This window comes from Rouxiella sp. WC2420 (genome assembly GCF_041200025.1).
In the GTDB taxonomy this organism is placed as follows: domain Bacteria; phylum Pseudomonadota; class Gammaproteobacteria; order Enterobacterales; family Enterobacteriaceae; genus Rouxiella.
On the sequence record NZ_CP165628.1, the window covers coordinates 4,810,352 to 4,832,286 of the forward strand.

A 21,935-nucleotide genomic window follows, 5' to 3' on the forward strand; every position below is an offset into this window, starting at 1 on the left:
TATTTTTATAGGAAATAACGACATTATTTGTGTGACTATTGCTGTTATTAACATAGATGTAACAGCGGCAAAGTGGCATTAGTTTTTTGTAAAGAATATTCAGAACGTGAAGTCGTGCAGAGGGGAGAACAGCGACGAATGGCCCGCCGCTGTTTGAAGATCCTGGAAAATTATTCGCCGGCTATTTTCATCTCTGGCAGGATAATCGAACCACACTGGATATTGCTGCGGGTTTCAATGTCGCTGCCGATGCTGACCATATTACGCAGCATATCTTTCAGATTACCGGCGATAGTGATTTCACTTACCGGGTACTGAATCTCACCGTTTTCAACCCAGAAACCGGCTGCGCCACGGGAATAATCTCCAGTAATGCCGCTTACCGCCTGCCCCATCAATTCAGTCACCAGCAGGCCTTTATCCAGCTTGCGCAGCATCGCGTTAAAGTCATCACCCTGACCCGCAATGCGCCAGTTATGGATGCCGCCCGCATGACCCGTAGTTTGCAGACCCAGTTTACGCGCCGAATAAGAGGTCAACAGCCAGGTTTGCAGAACGCCGTCTTCGACGATATTACGACGGTGAGTGCGCACACCTTCGCTGTCGAACGGCGTGGACGCCAGCCCTTGCAGCAAATGCGGATGCTCTTCAACGGTAATCCAGTCTGGCAGAATCTGTTTGCCCAGGCTGTCGAGCAGATAGGACGATTTACGGTAAATACTGCCACCGCTAATGGCCCCGACCAGATGACCAAACAGGCCTGTCGCGACTTCGGCTGCAAACATCACCGGTGCTTTCATGGTCGGCAACTTGCGAGGACTCAAGCGTGACAGAGTGCGGCGTGCGCATTCGGCACCCACCCACTCAGGACTTTTCAAGTCATTGATTGAACGAGCAATGGTATAAGCGTAATCGCGTTCCATATCTCCGGCCGCTTCTGCAATGACCGATGCCGAAAGCGAATGGCGAGTCGAGCAGTAGCTTTGTAGCATCCCGTGACTGTTGCCAAATACGCGAAGACCATAGTGACTGTTAAAGCTGCCGCCTTCGGTGTTAGTGATGCGCTTATCCGCAGCCAAAGCCGCTTGTTCAGCGCGTGCGGCCAACTCAATACCGCGATCGGCGTCCAGTTCGGTAGGATGGAAAAGGTCGAGATCCGGTGCTTCGAAAGCCAGCAGCTCTTTATCGGCCACGCCAGCAAAAGGATCTGGAGAGGTGTAACGTGCGATATCCAGCGCCGCCTGCACGGTACGTGCGATAGCATCGGGGCTCAAATCGGTCGAGGACGCGCTGCCCTTGCGCTGCTGATAATAGACAGTAATGCCCAGTGCACCATCGCTATTGAATTCAACGTTTTCAACTTCGCCAAAACGGGTGCTAATCCCGATACCGGTAGTTTTACTGACCGCCACTTCCGCACCGTCAGAACCGGCTTTCGCTAACTCCAGGGCCTGCGCTACGGCCTGTTCCAGCGTTTTACGTTGCTCTGCCACTTGAGTGGTTACGTTCATCAGCCCGCCCTTCTTTTGAATAAGGTTTTAAGTAAAAAGTTGGAGTTAATTAGTTCCATATTCTTCAGAGTCTAACAGAGACTTAGTACAATTTCGCATTCCGGCTGGGTCTTTTGTTGCCAACCGTGCGATAATGCGGCCAAGAATTTTAAGGATCCATAATGACTAAGAAAATAGAAGACTGGCTCGACGATGTTCCTGAAGAGGACAACGAAGAAGATGAAGAGATCATCTGGGTCAGCAAAAGTGAAATAAAACGCGATGCCGAAGCACTGAAAGATCTCGGTGCCGAGATGGTTGATCTGGGTAAAAACTCACTCGACAAACTGCCACTTGATGAAGATCTGCGCGCAGCGATTGATTTAGCTCAGAAAATTAAAAAAGAAGGCCGCCGTCGTCAGCTGCAACTTATCGGTAAAATGCTGCGTTCGCGCGACATAGACCCGATTCAGACTGCGCTCGACAAGCTTAAAAACCGCCACAACCAACAGGTTTCGCTGTTCCACAAGCTTGAAGTACTGCGTGACCGTCTGGTTGAAGAAGGCGACGATGTGATCCCGACCGTTTTGGATCTCTATCCTGAAGCCGACCGCCAACAGCTGCGTGCTCTGGTGCGTAACGCGCAAAAAGAGAAAGCTGCGAACAAGCCACCCAAGGCTTATCGCCAGATCTTCCAGTACCTTCGCGAACTTGCCGAGGCACGAAACTAACCTTCGTCCTTGAGGACTAACCTGCGTTCTTGAAGCTGTAGCTGTGTTGGCCGCGCTCACTCACCCGAATCACTGACCTGTGTCAGCTCATCGGGATTCGTTTGCTTGCCGCCTTGCTACAGCGTCAATTACTGGGTTATTCCATTGAATAACTGAATGGTTAAAGAATGGTTTTTTAGTTTCTGAAAAATCAGACTTCAACTTTCAAGTACGCGAACCATCCTCACCCAGCCACAACTTTAATACTGCAATCTTCCCAAAGTAATTGGAGTTGTAGCAAGGCGGCAAGTGAGTAAATTCCCGAGAGCCCAGGGATGGGCTGAATAGCAAAGCTACAGCTTCAATTACGCAGGGGAAAAAGATTGAAGGTGAAGGCACCGTCTAACTCCTCCTCCGCCTCTTCAAACAACAGCACCAGTGAACCGAACTTGCGTTTACGAGCAGCATTCAGATTTGTGAAATCAATTTCGACCGGCAGCTCAATGCTACCTGTAACCTCATCCCATAAGGCATCAAGATTGGCACCGAAATGATCGCCGATACCGAACTGGCGGGCAAAATCGGCATAGAAGGCTGCCAAGTCGGGGATATGATTGAAATCGAAGACCACTTTTTTCATTTGATTTACTCCACCCGCACAACATTCTTGTAGTGATCGCGACTGACATAAATCAGGCCATCATTGGCAAATAATACGCGATCGGCACCGCGTCGTCCGCAGTGATAATTAATATCCGCTTCACGCCAAACTCGACCGGGCGCAGACGGCAGCGTTTTCTCGCGATTGGAGAAACGATCGCCACCGATTGCCTTGCCCGGCAATACCTGACAAAGATTGCCGGATCGCGCGTCCCATCCAGCCTGGCGTGCCTGTTTCTTGGTGACAAAATAGTCTGGCAGACGGTGATTCTGCTGCAAATAGCTGACCACGGTATTCTCCGCCGTCAGCGATTCAATATTCCCTTGCGCAGGATGGAAAAAACTCATTTTCGCCGATGCACTGCCGCAGAACATGACCAGCAGCCCCGCCAATAGCAAATGAGCCCGAACCCACGTGTTTACTGCTCTCATTGTCACCTACTTTCTAAATTAAACCATTTACGTTACAGATTACCCAGATGCAGAGTTTTAACCTGTAAATACTCTTCCAGCCCCAACACTGAACCTTCACGGCCCAGCCCGGACTCTTTCACCCCGCCAAACGGGGCTACTTCCGTTGAAAGAGAGCATTCGTTAATGCCGATCATGCCGCTCTCGATGGCTTCGGCAACGCGGAACACTCGCTGGAGGTTTTGCGAATAAAAATATGCCGCCAGACCAAACTCGGTATTGTTGGCTCGCTCAATCACTTCTTCCTCCGTTTTAAAACGGAAACAGGCAGCCAGTGGGCCAAAGGTCTCTTCGGCGGCGACTTTCATCTGGTCATTGGCGAGGCCAATCACCGTAGGTTGGAAAAAATTCCCCCCCAGCTTGTGACGTTCGCCACCCACCAGCAGTTTTCCGCCGTGTTCTAGAGCATCTTTAACGTGTTCTTCGACCTTTTCAAGACCTTTAATATTAATTAACGGACCGACGATAACTCCTTCGTCCATGCCATTACCTACTTTAAGTTTGCCAACTTCCTCGGCCAGACGACTGACAAAGGTGTCATAGATACCGTCCTGCACATAAATTCGGTTAATCGAGACACAAACCTGGCCGGAATTGCGGAATTTACAGGCTAGGACGCCTTCCAGTGCGGCATCAATATCGGCATCGTCAAAGACGATATAAGGAGCATTGCCGCCCAGCTCCATCGACACTTTTTTCATGGTGTCGGCGCTGTTACGCACCAGGGTTTTACCTACCGCAGTCGAGCCCGTGAAAGAAATTTTGCGCACCGCGCTACTGGCCATAATGGCGTCACTGATGGCTGAAGTGTCTCCGGCAACACCATTGAGCACGCCGTCCGGCACGCCTGCCTGCTTAGCCAGCTCCAGCAGAGCAAAGGCTGACAGCGGCGTATTGTTGGCCGGTTTGATTAATCCGGTACAACCGGCGGCCAATGCAGGGCCAAGCTTACGAGTCAGCATCGCCAGCGGGAAATTCCACGGCGTGATAGCCGCTACAACCCCAACCGGCTCGCGAGTTGCCAGAATCCGGGATCCTGCTTTTACCGGCGGGATGATTTCACCGTTGGCGCGTTTTGCCTCCTCGCCAAACCATTGCAGGAAGCTCGCGGCGTATTCGACTTCACCCAGCGCTTCCTTCAGTGGCTTGCCTTGCTCGGCAACCATCAGTTCGCCGAGAAACTGTTTATTCTCCAGCATCAGTTGATACCAGCGATTGAGGATCTCGGAACGCTGTTTTCCCGTTTTTTTACGCCAGGCCGGGAATGCGTCGCTGGCCGCCTTGATCGCCGCTTCAGTTTCGGCTTTGCCCGCCCGCGCGACTTTCGCGACAACTTCACCCGTTGCAGGGTTGTCGACATCGAAAGTTTCACTGGCAGTTTTCCACTGGCCAGCAACAAAATAGCCAGTTTTAAACAAATTGTGTTCGGAAATTTTCTTCTGTTGAGCAGACATAATGAGTGTTTCTCCTGAACGAGGGCCGTCGGTTTCTGGCCGTAAAACCAAAGATAATTAATGATTAAGTATAGTCATTAAAACCCTCACTGTAGGCGTATCTACTCAGCGCACTGTGCTTTTCAGAAAGCTTAACCCCAGTATTTCATGCTACTTTTTAACCAATTTCTGCTATTTCCCCCATCGCTTGCCAGAGTCCTTGCGCACCATTTCGGTGCAATGCAGCTTATAAATAGCACGCAAATAATGCGAATAACCTCTATATGCAGGCTATTAGTACAATTCTATCGGCTGTTTAACAGTCTGGCACGGTTCCTGCTCATTAGTTTTATGCATCAAAAAGGGATGGTTGATGTTTCTTAAAACGTTAACAGAGATGGTTTCTGTCATTCATCAAATTCTATACCCTAAAGAGGACCGCTATGACTCAGGGGACATTGAAAAAAAAATTAGGCCTGGTGGATCTTACCCTATTGGGTGTGGGTTCAATGATTGGCTCAGGGTGGCTCTACGCGGCACTGACAAGTTCTGGGTATGCAGGAGGGTTAACCGGTTGGGCGTGGTTACTTGGCGCCGTAATGGTGTTGTTGATTGGTTTGGTGTTTGCTGAACTCGCTGCGGCAATTCCTCGCGCTGGCGGCTTTGTGCGTTATCCGCAGTACACTCACGGCAACGTGGTGGGATTTGTTATCGGCGTCAGCTCGCTGCTGGCCTACACCTCCACAGCAGGGGTTGAGGTTGAGGCTGTGCGTCAGTACGCAATGTACTGGTGGCCGGCGTTAGGTAACACCGACAGCAGCCCGACGACTCTCGGTTTCATTATGCAGATTCTCCTGCTGGTAGGCTTTTTCCTGCTGAACTACTGGAGCGTCAAGTTCTTTGGCCGTATCAATACCATCATTACTACCTTCAAATTTATCGTTCCGGTAATGGTGATCATCACGCTGTTTGGTTACTACCACGGCGCTAACCTTGAGGTTCCCGGCACCAATCCTGGCGGCGCGCACGGCGTATTCTCTTCTCTGACCGGCGCAGGCATCGTGTTTGCCTACCTCGGATTCCGTCAGGCCGTGGACTTTGCCAGCGAGGCGAAAAATCCGCAGCGCAACATTCCTATTGCTATCGTTTTGGCAATCGCCATCAGCTTTGTGGTTTATATCCTGCTGCAATTTGCGTTCATGGGCGCGGTGCCAACCGACCTGCTGAGCACGCACGGCTGGGTTGGCCTGAAAAGCGTCTTCCAGTCTCCTTATGCCGATCTGGCACGCAGTCTGGGCATTACCTGGTTGATTAACCTGATCTTGATCGATGCGGTCATCTCTCCAGCAGGTACCGGTAACATTTATCTCGCGGGTGCTTCGCGCGTGCTGTTTGCCTGGGCGAAGAATGGACACCTGTTCAACATCTTTGCAAAAGTTGACCCTAAGTCCGGCGTTCCGCGCGGTGCGCTGTGGCTGTCGCTGGTTCTGGCCATTGCCTGGACTCTGCCTTCCGAGTTCCAGGTTTGGGGTGGACTGATTGGTGCGGTAACGTCGGCAACGGTGTTTACCTATTTGCCGGGTCCGGTCAATGCTGGCGTGCTGCGCGCTCGTCTGCCAGGTCTGAAACGTCCGTTCAAACTGCCGGTCTTTGGCCTGATCAGCCCATTGGCGTTCATCGCCAGTAGCCTGCTGATTTACTGGAGCGGCTGGTCAGTGAACATTCTGTTGATCCCGATTCTGCTGATTGCCTGGGTTGCTTACGTAGTGTTCGGCAAAAAAGATGAGAACTTCGGACGCGATGTTAAGAGCTCAATCTGGCTGCTGGTGTACTACCTGATAGTGCTGGTGCTGTCTTATCTGGGCACATACGGCGGTATCAACGCGATTTCCAGCCCGATGGATATGGTGCTGCTGATCATAGTAACGCTGGTCTGCTACTACTGGGGCGTTGCTTCAGGTCATGAAACGCTGGTGATTCCGCACGATGAAGATGAACCAGAGGATGATGTCACTCCGGTGAAGGTAAAGTCTGCCTATCAGTAATCATTAAGTAAAAGAAAAGGCTGACACCGCGAGGAGTCAGCCTTTTTTATTGTTCGCTGTTCAGTGATTACTGCAAGAACGCGCGCTGATAATTATTTAACAAATCGTATAAACGCCTGACCGGCTCAGTCACTTTGAGAGGCGCATCGTATTCCACCAGCTTCTGCTGATACTCGCTCATTTCACTTAACAAACGCTGATAATAATATTCGCGTTTGCCCTCACTCTGAGATGAAACCACACGATCGGCAGTATTACGAATTCGTTTATGAAACGCCGACAATTCTTCATTAACCGGGACTTCGGCAATCTTTAAACGTTGATGGGCAATAATCAGTTGCAACGCCAGACGGTATTTCCCCATGTCGTTCGGGAACAGAACCAACAGCTGATTCAACTGGTGATAAAGCGCAGGAAGATGGTTCTCACGACGGCGATAGGCTTTGGTGGTCAACGCGGAAACAGCACTGCTCACGAAGCGATTAAGCAGTGTACGCCCGGTTTTATCACGCGATTTGTCGCGAATTAGCATCAGTACCAGCAGTGCAATTACGCAGCCGATCGCCTGACCGGTGGCATTGTCCAAAAATGTCGAAATATTGAATTTCATTGGATTGCTGAGCACCAGAATATTGATGCTACCGACCAGCAGGCCCAAAATCCCCAGACGACGTTTTTGCACCTCTATTCCGCAGATAAAAATACAAATCCCCAGCGCCAGCAACAGCAGGAACAGGCTTTGCTGAGTCGCGGGCATAACCACGGAATATAAAAGCCCACCGATAGGAATGGCGGCCATCATGCCGATCAAAAAGTCCATCGCCATCATTTTCGGGTTCGGAGTGCGCATCGCCAGCGAGGTGATAACCGCAATAATGACCACCGCGCCTGAGCCGGAAGTCCAGCCGGTCCATAACCACAGTAAACAGCCCGCGGCGCTGGCAACAAAAGTACGCAGCCCGTTAATCAGCGCGTGGTGCATTTCAGCTGAGGCAGGCTTGATCACCACTTCACTGTTTAGCACGTTGCTTTCTGTACTGCTGATACTGCCGTTGGTATGTATGCCTTTGATCATCAACAATGCGCGGCTGGCGGAACCAATCCACGAATAAAGAGGTAGTGCGACGTTTTCCTCTGTCAGATCATTACCAATCTTGCGCAGTCGCTTAAGGATTTTACGCACGTCATCCTGATTTTCGATAGGTTCATTGACCAGTAGAACAATCTCGGAAGGCACCAGCTCTGGCGTGGTCTGCATAATAATGAAGGTTTCGCAGGCTTGAGTGATCATGCTCAGCGACAGGCTATGTAACGCCTTTATGCGCCGATTTACGCGCTGCCAGCGGGAAGACTCCATCATCAAGCTGGTTCGCATCCCATTGATTGCAGTGGAGCTTTTAACCAGGGTATTCCACGCCTTGTCGATATCTTCTTTTTCGGCCTGATTCAGGCTGAGTTTAAGCAATTTAAAATGGTCGAGCATCAGCTGGTCTACGGCACGATCGATATCTTTTTTGATCGAACGAGGAGAGAACAACAGATCGGCCACGATCGCAGCAACGATGCCGACGACAATTTCGCTACAGCGCTCAACGGCAAACTGCGGAGTTTCGGTAAGGTTAGATGAGGCGAGCACCACAATGATTAACGCGGTATAACCGGCCAGCCCTAAAGCATAGGAGTTTTCAACGCGAACGATTGAAGACCACCAGGTGCAAAAGCCTGCCCACAGGCAGCACACCAGCAGCATCAGTGCAGGTGCGCGAGCAAAGGTCATTACGATAGTAATTGCGGCGATACAGCCAATAAAAGTGCCGATAACACGTAATATCCCACGATGCCGAATTGCCCCGGCAAACGGCTCGCCGCCGGCGACCATGGCGGGTCCGGCGGCTACGATGGCAGCGGTCATCGCCGACCATCGAGGGGTTTCCAGATTGAGATAAAACCCAAACACCAATGCGCCCAGGATAGCAAAAGTCAACTTGCAGGCAAATCGCATGCGCAACAGAGATGGGCTAATCATTTATTTTCTCTTAGCCAAACTCGCGCAGGCGGTGCAGGAATTTGGTAAACCATGAGCCATTTTCTGCACGGTCGTGCTCACCAGCCACTACAACTGTCGCCGTGGTGCCTGCCGGGTACGGGTGTTTTTCGTCCATATCATTCAAAGTGATTTTTACCGGTACGCGCTGCGCCAGACGAACCCACTCGAGGTTGCTGTCGATACTTGCCAGGCCATCACTGGAATCGGTGCTGCTGCTGTCTGTCACCGCTGCCGCAACGCTGTTCACAGTACCGTGCAGAACTTTATTGCTGCCCAGCGGGGTGATTTCGACACGATCGCCAAGTTTAACGCGAGCCAGCTTGGTCTCTTCCATATACGCCAGTACATAGAAGGTGTGCTCTTTAACCAGCGCGATAGTAGTCTGGCCGCGAGTCACGAAGTCGCCTGGGTGAACGGTAAGGTTAGTGACCCAGCCATCAGCCGGAGCAACCACGGTAGTACGCTGCAGATCCAGCGCCGCTCCTGCTGCCGTTGCCTTGGCTTTCGCCAGCTGTTGCATGGTAGTTTGCAGGTCGTTGGTTGCCTGTTCGATAGCTTCGATAGACATTGCCTGAGTACCGAGTTTTACACGACGAGTCGCTTCGCGTTTTTTCTCGTCTGCCAGCGCCTGATAATAGGATACGTCGGCATTGGCCTGAGCCAATGCCACCTGATAACGCGGCTGGTCAATCGTAAACAGCACCTGGCCCTTGCTCACTAATTGGTTATCTTCAACAGGAACGGAGGTGACCAGTCCGGCAACGTCTGGAGCCATGGCGACAACGTCAGCGGTAAATTTTGCGTCACGCGTCCAAGGTGATTCTGTATAAAAGACCCAGGCACGGAAAATCGCGATGGCGGCCAGGACCACAATGATAAACGTTATTGCGTAACGTATTATTTTTATTGAAATGTTTTTCACGACAGCCTCAGACGAAAATGCAGGATATTAGATAGAAGAGACAGCAATACAATGCCGTATTAAATAATGCCGGATGCCAGACAAAATCATAAATCCCGGTAGGTGTCAAAATTCGGCGCAGTATGAAAAATATCGCTAGCGCCAAAAGTATTTCAAAGAACACCGGGGGAAACGACAATCCGAAAATCACCATTACCGGAAGCAAACTCATGGATATTTCCTTAGACTCTTACCACAAAGGTAGTGACGCACAGCAACCCTCATATTATTTATTAATTTTAACATTAGCGCGCGTTTTTGATTCAAAATTTTCAACAATACCAGCGCACTTCGAGAGAAAAATCTCTAAAGGTTGCGCAGAGGGGTAATGTAGGATTGCCAGAAAAGTCGGCGGAGGTAAGATACTTAATTTTACTGCATCCGAACTTGAGGCTTTTATCTCGACCAGTATATTAGCCTGCTTATTATCAAGACATCAACATTCTGTGATCACAATCACTTTTAAGCTGGGCTTAACAATGGATCGATTAAAACGCATGTCAATCTTTGCTCAAGTGGTTGAAAGCGGCTCTTATACCGCTGCAGCGCCTCGTCTACAAATGAGCGTTTCCGCCATTAGCCAAAGCATCTCCAAGCTTGAAAATGAATTACAAATCAAGTTGTTAAACAGGAGCACTCGCAGTCTCGGCTTAACTGAAGCGGGTAAGATTTACTACCAGGGCTGCCATAAAATGCTGCATAACGTTCATGAAGTTCATGAACAATTGTATGCGTTTAACAACACACCAACGGGTACATTACGCATCGGCAGCTCCTCGACAATGGCACAAAATGTCCTTGCAGCAATGACGGTCAAGATGCTCAGCGAGTATCCAGGCCTGACCGTGAATCTGGTAACGGGAATTCCTGCGCCGGATTTAATTTCTGACGGGCTGGATATTGTGATTCGCGTCGGTAAATTGCAAGACTCGAGTTTGTTCTCAAAGCACCTTGGCACAATGCCGATGGTAGTTTGTGCGGCGAAAAATTATTTGATCGAGAACGGCAAGCCTGAAGCTCCGACAGACATGGTAAATTTTTCGTGGCTGGAATACAGCATTCGCCCTGACAGTGAATTTGATCTGGTTTCACCTGAGGGTCAACCGATTCGCATCAGGCCGGAGGGGCGTTTTGTCTCCAACGATCCGCAAACCATCATCCGCTGGCTAACGTCGGGCGTGGGTATCGCCTATATTCCGCTGATGTGGGTGATTGATGAGATTAACTCAGGAGAGGTCGAGATTCTGTTTGGTAATTATCAGTCGGAGCCGCGCCCAGTTTACGCCTTGCATACGGAAAAGGACAAGCTGCCGTTGAAAGTGCAGGTGTGCATAAATTACCTGACGGAATATTTCAAAGAGGTGAGTAAGGTTTACCGCAAGCACCGCAAACGAGAGCCGGGGGCGAAATAAGAACCTTTCCACTTAAAAGGATTTTACTGAACAACATAAAGTTTAATAAACGAGGCCTTGGTGTTGCCATGTGGCAGCAAGAGAGCAAATCCCCAGGAGCTTACACAGGTAAGTGACTGAGGTTTGCGAACGCAGCTAACGCAGCACTGGCTTCAAGTAAGAAGATTATACAAATAATCAAGTAATTGGAGTCAGAGCAAGGCAGCAAGAGAGCAAATCCCCAGGAGCTTACACAGGTAAGTGACTGGGGTTTGCGAACGCAGCTAACGCAGCACTGGCTTCAAGTAAGAAGATTATGCCAAATAATCAAGTAATTGGAGTCAGAGCAAGGCAGCAAGAGAGCAAATCCCCAGGAGCTTACACAGGTAAGTGACTGGGGTTTGCGAACGCAGCTAACGCAGCACTGGCTTCAAGTAAGAAGATTATTTTTAGGCAGTGCCGCCAACGGTTAAGGAATCAAGTTTCAACGTAGGTTGGCCCACGCCGACCGGGACGCTTTGACCTTCTTTGCCACAAACGCCGACGCCTTTATCAAGCGCCAGATCGTTACCGACCATGGAAATCTGCTGCATTGCCTCGATACCTGAACCGATCAGGGTCGCGCCCTTCACTGGCTTGGTGATACGGCCTTTCTCAATCAGATAGGCTTCTGAGGTTGAGAAGACAAATTTTCCAGAGGTGATATCCACCTGGCCGCCGCCAAAGTTGGGTGCATAAAGACCATACTCGACGCTGCTGATAATATCTTCCGGGGTAGATTGACCGCCCAGCAGATAGGTATTGGTCATGCGCGGCATTGGCAGATGTGCATAGGACTCGCGGCGACCGTTACCCGTCGGAGCCACGCCCATCAGGCGCGCATTGAGCTTGTCCTGCATGTAACCTTTCAAAATACCGTTTTCAATCAGCACGTTGTACTGCCCCGGTACGCCTTCATCATCTACCGAGATTGAACCACGACGGCCTTGCATAGTGCCATCATCAACAACGGTACACAGCTCGGAAGCCACCAGTTTGCCCATTTGCCCGCTGAACATTGAGGTACCGCGGCGATTAAAGTCGCCCTCCAGTCCGTGCCCAACCGCTTCGTGCAGTAAAACGCCCGGCCAGCCTGCGCCCAGGACTACTGGCATCGCGCCAGCCGGGGCAGCAACAGCGCCAAGATTAACCAACGCCATGCGCACTGCTTCGTGGGCAAAGGCTTCGGCACGAACTTCGCCATCTACGGTTTCGAGGAAATATTCGTAGCCGCTACGACCGCCGCCGCCACTGGAACCGCGTTCGCGAAGACCATCTTGTTCAACCAGCACGCTAACAGACAAGCGCACCAGTGGGCGAATATCTGTTGCGAGAGTGCCGTCGGTCGCGGCAACTAAAATGCTTTCATATACGCCGGTGATGCTGGCGGAGACTTCAACTACCCGCTTGTCGGCAGCTCGAGCGGCTTTGTCGACACGGTGCAGCAGGGCAATTTTCTCTTCACGCGGCAGGCTTTGCAGCGGATCGGCCAGCGAATACAGTGCAGCATGCTGGATTGCGCCCAAAGTATGGCTTTTGCCGTTACCCTGTTCGCGCACGATGCTGCGCGCGGCCTGAGCACTTTGGTTAAGCGCATTGAGGGTAATCTGATCGGCATAGGCAAAACCGGTTTTCTCGCCGCTTACCGCACGAACGCCGACACCTTGGTCGATATTGTATGAACCGTCTTTGATAATGCTGTCTTCAATGACCCAGGCTTCATGGAAACTGGATTGGAAAAAGAGATCGGCATAATCGAGACGGCGCTCAGCCAACTGGCCTAATACCGTAAACAGGTCTTGTTGACTCAGATTATTAGCGGTTAGTAAACGCTCACTGACTAGGGCCAGACTCATAATTTCTTCACTCTCTTTGGTCATAAAAAGTCAATGTACAGCCTAACACAGTATGCAGTTGCTCAACACTGAAAGACCAGACTTAAGGTGCTGGAACCTTAAGCGCTTTTTTATCTGCCTTCGATTGGCGCAAGATTTCATGAATTGTTGGCTGTTCAATGGTGCCGTCAATCTGATAGCGAATTAGCGAAATCTTATTCCACAGCGGGGCGAGCGCCTGACTGGCGGCGAACACCGCAGCGCCGACAATCGGGTTAATCACGAAAGCAGTGGCAACCCCGACGGTCGCTGAAATCTCGGGAGCAATCACCGCTTCGAGATCCAGACGCTGGCTGACCAGATTCACGTTGCCATTGATGGCTATATCCGCGGCTAAACCGTCGACCAGCAGATCATTGGTGTGAAGCACGCCATCTTTAATCCAGGCGTCAGATTTGATTGAATCAAAGTAGAAGCCTTTGCCGAAGGTATCGCGGAAATCAAGCTGAAGTTTGCGCAACAGTGCGTCGAAACTGACCAGACGCAGTATTTGCCCGGCACGGCCGCCGCCCATGTTGATTATCTCACCTTTGCCGAGATAGGTTTTTAGCGTGCCGTTAAGGGTTTTCACATCTGGCTTCCACGGCGCATCTTTCCAATGCAAATCAAAATCGACTTTGAAAGGTGCGCCTTTAAGCGGAGTCGCCACGCCGAGGAACGAATTAAAGCGATCAATATTTTTGCCGCTCAGATTGCCTCTCAGCGCGGTGCTGTCCTGATTTTGTGCATCCTGTTTCCACTCGCCCTGTATATCAAGCCGCCCTTCGCCGGTATCAATCAGGCCATTGCGCAAGGTCAGTTGATTACCCTGCGGAGCCAGATCGGCGTTAACTTTGCGCAGGCTCTGCCCCATAAACCAACAGGCTTCGCAGCGAATATTGAGCGCAGGCCAGTTGCTGAATGAAAGATGACTGCCAAACGGATTTTGCCCGCTGCTGCCGCTGGTTGCCCATTGAGGATTGAAGTAAAGGTAGCGCAGATTCGCCAGCCACGGGCCGCTGTTGTTCATATCCAGCGTACCATCAATCTCTTTGCCTTTGACATTGATATGCATGCCATCGTCGTTATGAGTCGAGACCAACGTTAAATCATTCCAACCCTGCCCGGCCAAGGTCAGTCGCGGTGTTGTCACGGTAATTTGGTTAGGGAAACCAAAGCCGACCGTTTTGGTATTTTGACTTTGCGTCGCTTTATCCGGTGATAACAGCCCCAGCCAGTTTTCTCCGTCCAAGGCTGGCAAATTCAGTGTCAGGCTGCTGGTAGCAGGCAACGCGGGAGTTTTAGTCGTATTAATCGCCCACGCTGCGCGGTCAAGAGTCAATTGTTTACCCAGCAACCAGCGGCTGTTAAAGCGATCTTTACCGGCCAGCACGCCGTTTAAGTTAAAGCTGTGTAAATCACCCTGAACGTTAACATTCAGCGGCAAAGCTTTGCCCGGCGCTTTGTTTAAGGGATTAGGTAAGTGACTACTCACATTCCTCAAGTCCGCGTTAGCCGTGACTTTATAGGTTGGTGTGCCTTTATGTGGCAGCAAAATGTCGACCGCACTGTTCCAGTTGGCGCCGCCTGAAATCTTGGCTGCAATGGCTTTAGGCAAGCCCGGCAATTTTGCAGGCTGCCAGTTGCCGTCTAAACCAATATTAATCTCATAGTTATCAGGCTGATCGAACGTTTTGAAGTTAATATTTACCGGCTGACCAAACCAGGTCGCTGTCATTGAATTACTGTCCAGATTGCCATTATCAAAGCTGAACTGGCCAGTCAGGTTTTTGATTTTGCTTTCCAGAGGCGCAACAAACAGGCTGTTATTGTTGAGATTAATACCTCCGGTCGCACGAACTTGTTTACCATTCAATGGGATGTCGAGATGTAAGCGCCCACTGACATTGCCGCCAATCTGGATCTCTTTTAGTGCCGCACCGAGCGAATCCTTGAGCGGAGTTTGCATAAAGTACTCGCCAACGTCCTTGCCCTCTCCGCTAACATCGGCGTCGATTAACAGTTTTTCTTTTTCATAATCTGGAATGCTGGCGACAACATTTTTCCCCACTGCATTACCGAGCTGTGTGTGTGCCGCTTTCATGAACAGCCCGTTGTCCAAGAAGTCGAGATCGATATCAAGGTTAGTCAGCGCAGGCCATTCAGGCTGGAATTTAAAGGTCGAGTTGCGCAGCGGTACCCAGACCTCAAACTGCCCTTCATTATTTTTGAACGGGAAATCATGTGGATTACCGTTAAAGCTCAGCGTGGCGTTATCAACCTGTCCGGCCAAAATGGCTGAACCAAGATAATCCACCAGATTTTTACTCATCAGGTTTTGCGGGAAATAGCGCCACGCCTGTCCGCCGTCATAAACGCGAACGCCAGATAAAATTTTCAGCCATGGCTGGCCTTTGCTCGGCTGTTCATAGCTAAAACCGCCGGTAGCCCACAACCCTTTGGCCTTAACATCCAAGTCTTTTGACCACAACGACCAACCTTGATCATTGTTGCTCCAATCGAAGGTACCGCTAGCCTGACTGACTTCCAGCGGCGCGCGGAACACGTCTCCAAAAGGCAGCTGACTGTTTTGCAAACCTATCGTCATTCGCCCGCGAGGCACGCTACCGCTCAAGGTGCCGCTAAAATTATTCACCCCCGGCAGCAGCTCCCAGCGGGTCCAGCTAACATCATGCCATTTCATATCAAATCGAGTTTGCTCGGGCTGCTTGAGCGGAATATCTAACGCCAGCTGGTCGATCATGCCGGTTGGCTTGAGATCTTTCCAGCGCTCCAGCAGCGCCGGAGTTAAAAACGAAATGGTCGGGATAATCGGCCCGATCCTTTCGAGCTGAATATTATTGCCGCGAAGCCGCAGCTGCTCTTGATGATCCGGCCCGAGGAACTGGCTGTTATCGCTTACACCATTTTCGGGTAGATAAAGCGCGGTCAATGAGCCTTGCGGCCAAGCCTGCCCGTCAGTTTTCAGATTCAGCTGCGGCGTACCCACTTGCCAGCCGCTACCCTGACGATTGCCATGCAGGGTCAGATCATCCACATCCAAACGATGCGACTGGCCGTCGGTATGCCAGACGGCCTCGCCATCTTTTACATGAATATCACCGGCATAGACTTGACCATCGCGCAGGGTTAACCACGCGGCGAGACTGAAATTGGCACTGTCTAAACCAGTATTGCTGCGCAGCCAGCGGCTGAACCACGGCTTCATGTCGATATCATCGGCTTGCAGATAGATTTTACCGTCATTCAGCAAACCGTCGTTATCGTTGAGATCCATACGAACCTGCACAATACCGTGCTGGCCGTTGAAGCTCGATAAACCAAGCTGCCCTTCGGCGCGGTGGCGATTCTTGGAGTTCAGCCAGGTCATCTGCTGGATGTCGAATTCTGCCCGTGGGCCGGAAGGCGTTTTGAAGCTAATGCGGCTATTGCGCAGGTCGAAGTGGTCAACCTGCTTTAGGAAGATTTCGCTGATTCGATCGGCACCTACCGGGCTTTTGTGCTTGTCGCCGTCACCGCCCAGGGTTGAATTAAAATCGAGCTGCAGGTTATAGAAAGTCAGATCGCGGAACTGCCAGCGCAGATGCAGCAAGGATTGCCAGACATCCAGCGCCATGGTGATACGTTGCACCTTAGAGGAAGATTCCGGCAGAGAGATGGCCAGATCTCGAATTTCAAGCGTTGGGCCAAAAGTCTTCCAGCTGCCGTTAACCTGAGAGAGGCTAATCGGCACGCCGGTCATGGCCTGAATTTTATCGACAATCGGCTGTTTGAATCGATCAAGCTGAGGCAGCGCCAGACGTAGCCCACTGATCGCCAACGCGACGATAACAACAATCGTCGCGAAGCTGGTTAACAGTATCCCGGGCAGTCGCCTCACACTTAATCTCCTTGTCTTACAATCAGCGCTGAAATCGACGACGCTCTTTGATCCTACATAAAAAAAATGCCTAAATTAATCCGTCAATTCTTATAATCACATCATGACAACGTCAAATTGTTCCTGACTGTATAACGGTTCAATCTGAACTTTGACCTGTTTGCCAACGAAAATTTCGACTTCGGCAAGAGCGTGAGACTCTTCGCCTTTCAGGGCATCGCCAACGGCGACCGAGGCGTAAACCAAAAATCTGTCTGCATCATAAGCATGATGAACGCGCACGATTTCGCGCAAAATTTCGTAGCAAACTGTCTCGACCGTTTTAACCGTGCCGCGGCCATGGCAAGTTGGACAGTCGCTGCACAGCACATGTTCCACACTTTCACGGGTTCTTTTGCGGGTCATCTCTACCAGCCCCAGCGCAGAGAAACCGTGAATACCGGTTTTAACGCGGTCTTTCGACAGCGCCTGCTCCAGCGAATGCAACACGCGACGGCGGTGTTCGTCATTGGCCATGTCGATGAAATCGATGATGATAATGCCGCCGAGATTACGCAGTCGAAGTTGGCGGGCAATAGCCTGCGTCGCTTCCGTATTGGTATTAAAGATGGTTTCTTCAAGATTGCGATGGCCGACAAACGCACCGGTGTTGATATCGATGGTGGTCATTGCCTCAGTCTGATCAATAATCAGATAGCCGCCAGATTTCAGTTCAACCTTGCGTTCCAGCGCGCGCTGGATTTCATTTTCTACGTCATAAAGATCGAAAATTGGCTGTTTGCCGCTGTAATGCTCGAGCTTGTCGGTCAGCTCAGGCATATATTCGCTGGTAAACTCGATCAGCAGTTCATAAGTTAGACGCGAATCGACACGAATGCGATTCAGCTCCTGACCGGTAAAATCGCGCAGCACGCGGTGAGCCAGTGCCAGCTCGCCATAAAGTTTACATTTGGTGACGTTGCGGCGTTTGCGCTCCATCACTTTAGTCCACAGGCGTTTTAAGTAAGCGGCATCCTGTGCCAGTTCCTCTTCGCGGACCCCTTCGGCTGCGGTGCGAATAATATAACCACCGTGCTCGTCGCAGTAGGCAGAAACGATTCTTTTCAGGCGATCGCGCTCGGCTTCACTGGCAATTCGCTGGGAAACACCCACGTGTGAAGCGCCGGGCATAAATACCAGGTAACGCGAAGGCAGAGTAATGTCGGTGGTCAGACGCGCACCTTTAGTGCCCAGCGGATCTTTCACCACCTGGACCATCAAATCCTGGCCTTGATGCACCAGCTCGACAATATCGCGCACGTTAAAGTTTTTCTGCTCGTCACGAGCCACGCACTCAGTGTGCGGCATGATGTCAGAAGCGTGAAGGAAGGCGGCTTTTTCCAGACCAATATCAACAAAAGCCGCCTGCATTCCGGGTAGGACACGGCTGACGCGACCTTTGTAAATATTCCCTGCAATACCACGTTTTGCTTCTCGCTCAACGTGGATCTCTTGCAGGATGCCCCCGTCGATGTAAGCCACCCGCGTTTCCGATGGGGTGACATTGACCAGTAATTCAGCCGTCATGCTTTCTCCTAAGAACGCGTAGTGCAACAAAATTACTGTACAGTTCCTGAGTCTCAACCAGAGGGAGTCCCACTACTGCATAGTAACTGCCGCGGATCTCACGGACGAAACATCCGCCCTTTCCTTGAATACCGTAGGCCCCCGCTTTATCCATGGGCTCGCCGCTGGAAATATAGTGCTGAATATCCTCCGAAGAAAGCGTTCGGAAGGTGACATCGGTCACAACCATCGCAGTGAGGTGGTGCTCAGAGTCAGCGAAGGCAATGGCGGTCATCACCTGATGTTGACGTCCTGAAAGCGCCGCCAGCATTTCAGCAGCCTGCTGAATATCGGCGGGTTTTTCCAAAACACGTCCATCAAGTACCACAATAGTGTCTGCGCCTAAAACGGGCAAGTCCTGCGGAGCAACAATAACCCCGGCACGGGCTTTATCTAGCGCCAAACGTTGAACGTAGTCCTCGGGCGCTTCGCCCGGCTGACGCTGTTCGGCCACGTCGGTGGTCAGGCGTTCAAAGGGCAACTCCAGCATCGTTAATAACTCACGGCGACGCGGTGAACCCGATGCGAGATAAAGTAAAGTCATAATGCCCTTATTGTACGGCGAATTGGCGACGGATTTTACGCATCAGCAAGAACAGCCAAGGCCAGAGCACGCCGTCCACGACGCTGCTCCAGAAAATCTGTGGTCGGAAAGTCACGTTAACTACCAGGAATTCGGCCCAGAAAACAATGACGTTAACCGCCATCGACAACAGCATCACGATCAGCGCCTGCTGCCAAAGTGCCATGTTTCGGAACAGCTGAAACTTGAAGGCAACCAGATAAGCGGTAATGGCCAGCGCCAGCGCGCGCACTCCCAGTGTAGATCCTAAAACCAGATCCATGAAAAAACCGACCAGAAAACCGGTGCCGACGTTAACCCGATGCGGCAACGCCATCACCCAGTAAATCAGGATCAGCATCAGCCATGAAGGTCGGAACATATAGATTTCGTCAGGCCACGGCATGACCTGCAACATCATGGCTACCACAAAGGATAGCCAAATTATCCAGCGGCCGTGGCTGCGGTAGCCGTTCATTGCCTGCCGCCCGAAGTCGTCACTGGTGCGGTTATCGTTCCCGTTGCCGGCGCGGGAACCGGAGCCGGTGGGCCCATTTCATTTGGAGGTGGCAGAACCTGAGGCATCATTTGCATCAAACGCTCGCTGGCAATGCGGTGCACGTCTTCCGGCGACATTGGTTTGTCACCATTTTGATCCGCGCCCCATAACAGCAGCAGATAACGCAGGCGTTGCAGACCGGCGGTTGGACGCGCCTGAATAACGGTGTAGGCGCGCTGATTATCGACCTTGACTGAAGACACCACCGCAACCGGATAACCTTCAGGGAAGCGACCGCCCAAGCCTGAGGTCACTAAGACGTCACCGACGCGAATGTCAGTATTGGCCGGCAAATGTTCGAGCTGAAGATCGTCAGCACAGCCGCTACCGGCAGCGATAACGCGGATATCGTTACGCAAAACCTGGATTGGAATAGCGTGGGAAGCATCGCAAATCAGCAGCACGCGGCTGGTTGCGGCGGCCACGGCAATAACCTGACCGACCACGCCTTTGTCACTGATCACTGGCTGACCGACATAAACGCCACGGTTGCTGCCTTTATCAATGACCACCTGATCGCTGTAAGGATCGTTGCTGGTCGACAGCACCTGCGCGACCATTTTATGCTCGTCCTGACGCAGTGGCGATCCCAGCAGCTCGCGCAAACGGGCATTTTCCTGCTTGAATTGACCAAGCAGCAGCAGATCGCTGTTTTTCAGCAGCAATTCCTGGCGCAGGGCGCGGTTTTCGAGTTCGAGCTGTTGGCGAGACGCGAAGGTCTGAGAGACGTTATCCAGAAATTCTCTTGGCGCATTGGACAAGAAATAGAAAGGGCTGACGGCAGTATCCATGTAGGTGCGGATCTTGACGAACGTACCTACCTTACTGTCGGCAAAAATCAGTACGATGGCCGTAAGAATAGCCAAAAAAAGTCGCAACTGCAGAGACGGACCTCTGCTAAAAATAGGCTTCATAAAATATGCGAGTTCCTCGGCAGCAGAAAATTTAGCCGATCTGAGCGAAACATTACCCTAACAGGAATAGTAGCAGGATATAAAGGGGGGCAGCCCTCTTCCGCGGCAGGCTAGTTTTCCCTATCCCAATAGTACCTGAAGCTGCACGGGGATGATGTTATCCGCTGCAGCTTCAAATACTCGGGCATACACGTCTTGCCAGTGACTGATTATTCAGTGAAATTACTCTTCGCTGAACAGGTCGCCGCCGTGCATGTCGATCATTTCCAGCGCTTTACCACCACCGCGAGCAACGCAGGTCAGTGGATCTTCTGCTACCACTACCGGAATACCGGTTTCTTCCATCAGCAGGCGATCGAGGTTACGCAACAGTGCGCCACCGCCGGTCAGTACCATGCCGCGCTCAGAGATATCAGACGCCAATTCTGGAGGACACTGTTCCAGAGCAACCATCACCGCGCTAACGATGCCGGTCAGAGGCTCCTGCAGAGCTTCCAGGATTTCGTTGGAATTCAATGTGAAGCCGCGTGGCACACCTTCGGCCAGGTTACGGCCGCGAACTTCGATTTCGTGAACTTCGTCACCCGGATAAGCAGAACCGATACCGTGCTTGATACGCTCGGCGGTGGCTTCACCAATCAGTGAACCGTAGTTACGACGCACGTAATTAATGATGGCTTCATCAAAACGGTCACCACCGATACGTACGGAAGAAGAATAAACCACGCCATTCAGGGAGATAACGGCCACTTCGGTCGTACCACCACCGATATCCACTACCATTGAACCGGTAGCTTCAGAAACTGGCAGGCCTGCGCCGATAGCCGCAGCCATTGGCTCTTCAATCAGGAATACTTCACGCGCGCCTGCACCTTGTGCAGATTCGCGGATTGCACGACGCTCAACCTGAGTCGCGCCAACTGGCACACATACCAATACGCGCGGACTTGGGCGCATAAAGCTGTTGCTGTGAACCTGTTTAATGAAGTGCTGCAGCATTTTTTCGGTGACGAAGAAGTCGGCGATAACACCGTCTTTCATTGGGCGAATAGCTGCAATGTTGCCTGGAGTACGACCAAGCATCTGTTTAGCATCGTGGCCTACGGCCGCAACGCTTTTAGGTGAACCAGCACGATCCTGACGAATAGCCACCACTGATGGCTCATTCAGCACGATGCCTTGTCCTTTTACATAAATAAGGGTATTGGCAGTACCCAGGTCGATGGACAAGTCGTTGGAAAACATGCCGCGAAATTTCTTAAACATAACGAAA

The 21,935-nt window shown here is 51.3% G+C and carries 18 protein-coding genes; 4 read left to right on the forward strand and 14 right to left on the reverse strand.

Annotated elements, in window-relative coordinates:
- Nucleotides 1-170 precede the first annotated feature (170 nt).
- Nucleotides 171-1,511 carry a metalloprotease PmbA gene (pmbA, locus tag AB3G37_RS22155; protein WP_009634894.1) on the reverse strand — a complete coding sequence of 447 codons (1,341 nt, stop codon included), beginning with the start codon at nt 1,509-1,511 and terminating at the stop codon, nt 171-173.
- A 161-nt stretch (nt 1,512-1,672) separates the two neighbouring features.
- On the opposite strand from pmbA, the gene yjgA reads away from it, so the two are divergent.
- Nucleotides 1,673-2,221 carry a ribosome biogenesis factor YjgA gene (yjgA, locus tag AB3G37_RS22160; protein ID WP_369789101.1) on the forward strand — a complete coding sequence of 183 codons (549 nt, stop codon included), beginning with the start codon at nt 1,673-1,675 and terminating at the stop codon, nt 2,219-2,221.
- Between the two features lie 340 nt (nt 2,222-2,561).
- Here yjgA and AB3G37_RS22165 read toward each other — a convergent pair whose 3' ends face one another.
- The 3 genes from AB3G37_RS22165 to AB3G37_RS22175 all read right to left on the reverse strand — a co-directional run bounded on the left by AB3G37_RS22165 (nt 2,562) and on the right by AB3G37_RS22175 (nt 4,785).
- Nucleotides 2,562-2,840 carry a barstar family protein gene (locus AB3G37_RS22165; RefSeq protein ID WP_009634896.1) on the reverse strand — a complete coding sequence of 93 codons (279 nt, stop codon included), beginning with the start codon at nt 2,838-2,840 and terminating at the stop codon, nt 2,562-2,564.
- A 5-nt stretch (nt 2,841-2,845) separates the two neighbouring features.
- Nucleotides 2,846-3,235: a ribonuclease domain-containing protein gene (locus tag AB3G37_RS22170; protein ID WP_369791014.1), complete on the reverse strand. Its 390-nt coding sequence runs from the start codon at nt 3,233-3,235 to the stop codon at nt 2,846-2,848.
- A gap of 89 nt (nt 3,236-3,324) precedes the next feature.
- The gene (locus AB3G37_RS22175) at nt 3,325-4,785 is read right to left on the reverse strand and encodes an NAD-dependent succinate-semialdehyde dehydrogenase (RefSeq protein ID WP_009634898.1); all 1,461 of its coding nucleotides are present in this window, start codon (nt 4,783-4,785) and stop codon (nt 3,325-3,327) included.
- Nucleotides 4,786-5,207: 422 nt separating this feature from the next.
- On the opposite strand from AB3G37_RS22175, the gene AB3G37_RS22180 reads away from it, so the two are divergent.
- Nucleotides 5,208-6,809, forward strand: a complete 1,602-nt coding sequence (locus tag AB3G37_RS22180) for an APC family permease (protein WP_369789102.1) — start codon at nt 5,208-5,210, stop codon at nt 6,807-6,809.
- A 67-nt stretch (nt 6,810-6,876) separates the two neighbouring features.
- On the opposite strand, the gene aaeB is transcribed toward AB3G37_RS22180, so the two are convergent.
- The 3 genes from aaeB to aaeX are packed head-to-tail and all read right to left on the reverse strand — an operon-like array spanning nt 6,877 to nt 9,989.
- Complete coding sequence (gene aaeB / locus AB3G37_RS22185) at nt 6,877-8,835, reverse strand: p-hydroxybenzoic acid efflux pump subunit AaeB (RefSeq protein WP_369789103.1); 1,959 nt, start codon at nt 8,833-8,835, stop codon at nt 6,877-6,879.
- Nucleotides 8,836-8,845: 10 nt separating this feature from the next.
- Nucleotides 8,846-9,778 carry a p-hydroxybenzoic acid efflux pump subunit AaeA gene (gene aaeA / locus AB3G37_RS22190; RefSeq protein ID WP_009634901.1) on the reverse strand — a complete coding sequence of 311 codons (933 nt, stop codon included), beginning with the start codon at nt 9,776-9,778 and terminating at the stop codon, nt 8,846-8,848.
- A gap of 7 nt (nt 9,779-9,785) precedes the next feature.
- Nucleotides 9,786-9,989 carry a p-hydroxybenzoic acid efflux pump operon protein AaeX gene (aaeX, locus tag AB3G37_RS22195; protein WP_009634902.1) on the reverse strand — a complete coding sequence of 68 codons (204 nt, stop codon included), beginning with the start codon at nt 9,987-9,989 and terminating at the stop codon, nt 9,786-9,788.
- Between aaeX and AB3G37_RS22200 the strand changes: the two genes are divergently transcribed.
- Both AB3G37_RS22200 and aaeR read left to right on the forward strand, forming a co-directional pair.
- Complete coding sequence (locus AB3G37_RS22200) at nt 9,901-10,146, forward strand: hypothetical protein (protein WP_192807925.1); 246 nt, start codon at nt 9,901-9,903, stop codon at nt 10,144-10,146. The two genes, aaeX and AB3G37_RS22200, sit on opposite strands and share 89 nt — an antisense overlap.
- Before the next feature lie 150 nt (nt 10,147-10,296).
- Entirely contained in the window at nt 10,297-11,229 is a 933-nt protein-coding gene (gene aaeR, locus AB3G37_RS22205) for an HTH-type transcriptional activator AaeR (RefSeq protein WP_369789104.1), read from the forward strand.
- 428 nt (nt 11,230-11,657) lie between these two features.
- On the opposite strand, the gene tldD is transcribed toward aaeR, so the two are convergent.
- The 7 genes from tldD to mreB form a co-directional block, all read right to left on the reverse strand.
- Nucleotides 11,658-13,103: a metalloprotease TldD gene (tldD, locus tag AB3G37_RS22210; RefSeq protein WP_009634904.1), complete on the reverse strand. Its 1,446-nt coding sequence runs from the start codon at nt 13,101-13,103 to the stop codon at nt 11,658-11,660.
- Between the two features lie 82 nt (nt 13,104-13,185).
- Nucleotides 13,186-17,022, reverse strand: a complete 3,837-nt coding sequence (gene yhdP / locus AB3G37_RS22215) for an AsmA2 domain-containing protein YhdP (RefSeq protein WP_369789105.1) — start codon at nt 17,020-17,022, stop codon at nt 13,186-13,188.
- 96 nt (nt 17,023-17,118) lie between these two features.
- A complete protein-coding gene (gene rng, locus AB3G37_RS22220) occupies nt 17,119-18,588 on the reverse strand; it encodes a ribonuclease G (RefSeq protein ID WP_009634906.1) in 1,470 nt (489 codons plus the stop codon).
- Nucleotides 18,578-19,171: a nucleoside triphosphate pyrophosphatase gene (locus AB3G37_RS22225; protein WP_369789106.1), complete on the reverse strand. Its 594-nt coding sequence runs from the start codon at nt 19,169-19,171 to the stop codon at nt 18,578-18,580. The genes rng and AB3G37_RS22225 overlap by 11 nt, the downstream gene beginning before the upstream one ends.
- Before the next feature lie 7 nt (nt 19,172-19,178).
- Nucleotides 19,179-19,667 carry a rod shape-determining protein MreD gene (gene mreD, locus AB3G37_RS22230; RefSeq protein WP_009634908.1) on the reverse strand — a complete coding sequence of 163 codons (489 nt, stop codon included), beginning with the start codon at nt 19,665-19,667 and terminating at the stop codon, nt 19,179-19,181.
- Complete coding sequence (gene mreC, locus AB3G37_RS22235; RefSeq protein ID WP_009634909.1) at nt 19,664-20,662, reverse strand: rod shape-determining protein MreC; 999 nt, start codon at nt 20,660-20,662, stop codon at nt 19,664-19,666. The genes mreD and mreC overlap by 4 nt, the downstream gene beginning before the upstream one ends.
- 222 nt (nt 20,663-20,884) lie before the next feature.
- Nucleotides 20,885-21,928, reverse strand: coding sequence for a rod shape-determining protein MreB (gene mreB, locus AB3G37_RS22240; protein ID WP_007891976.1), 1,044 nt, complete (start codon nt 21,926-21,928; stop codon nt 20,885-20,887).
- Nucleotides 21,929-21,935: the final 7 nt, after the last annotated feature.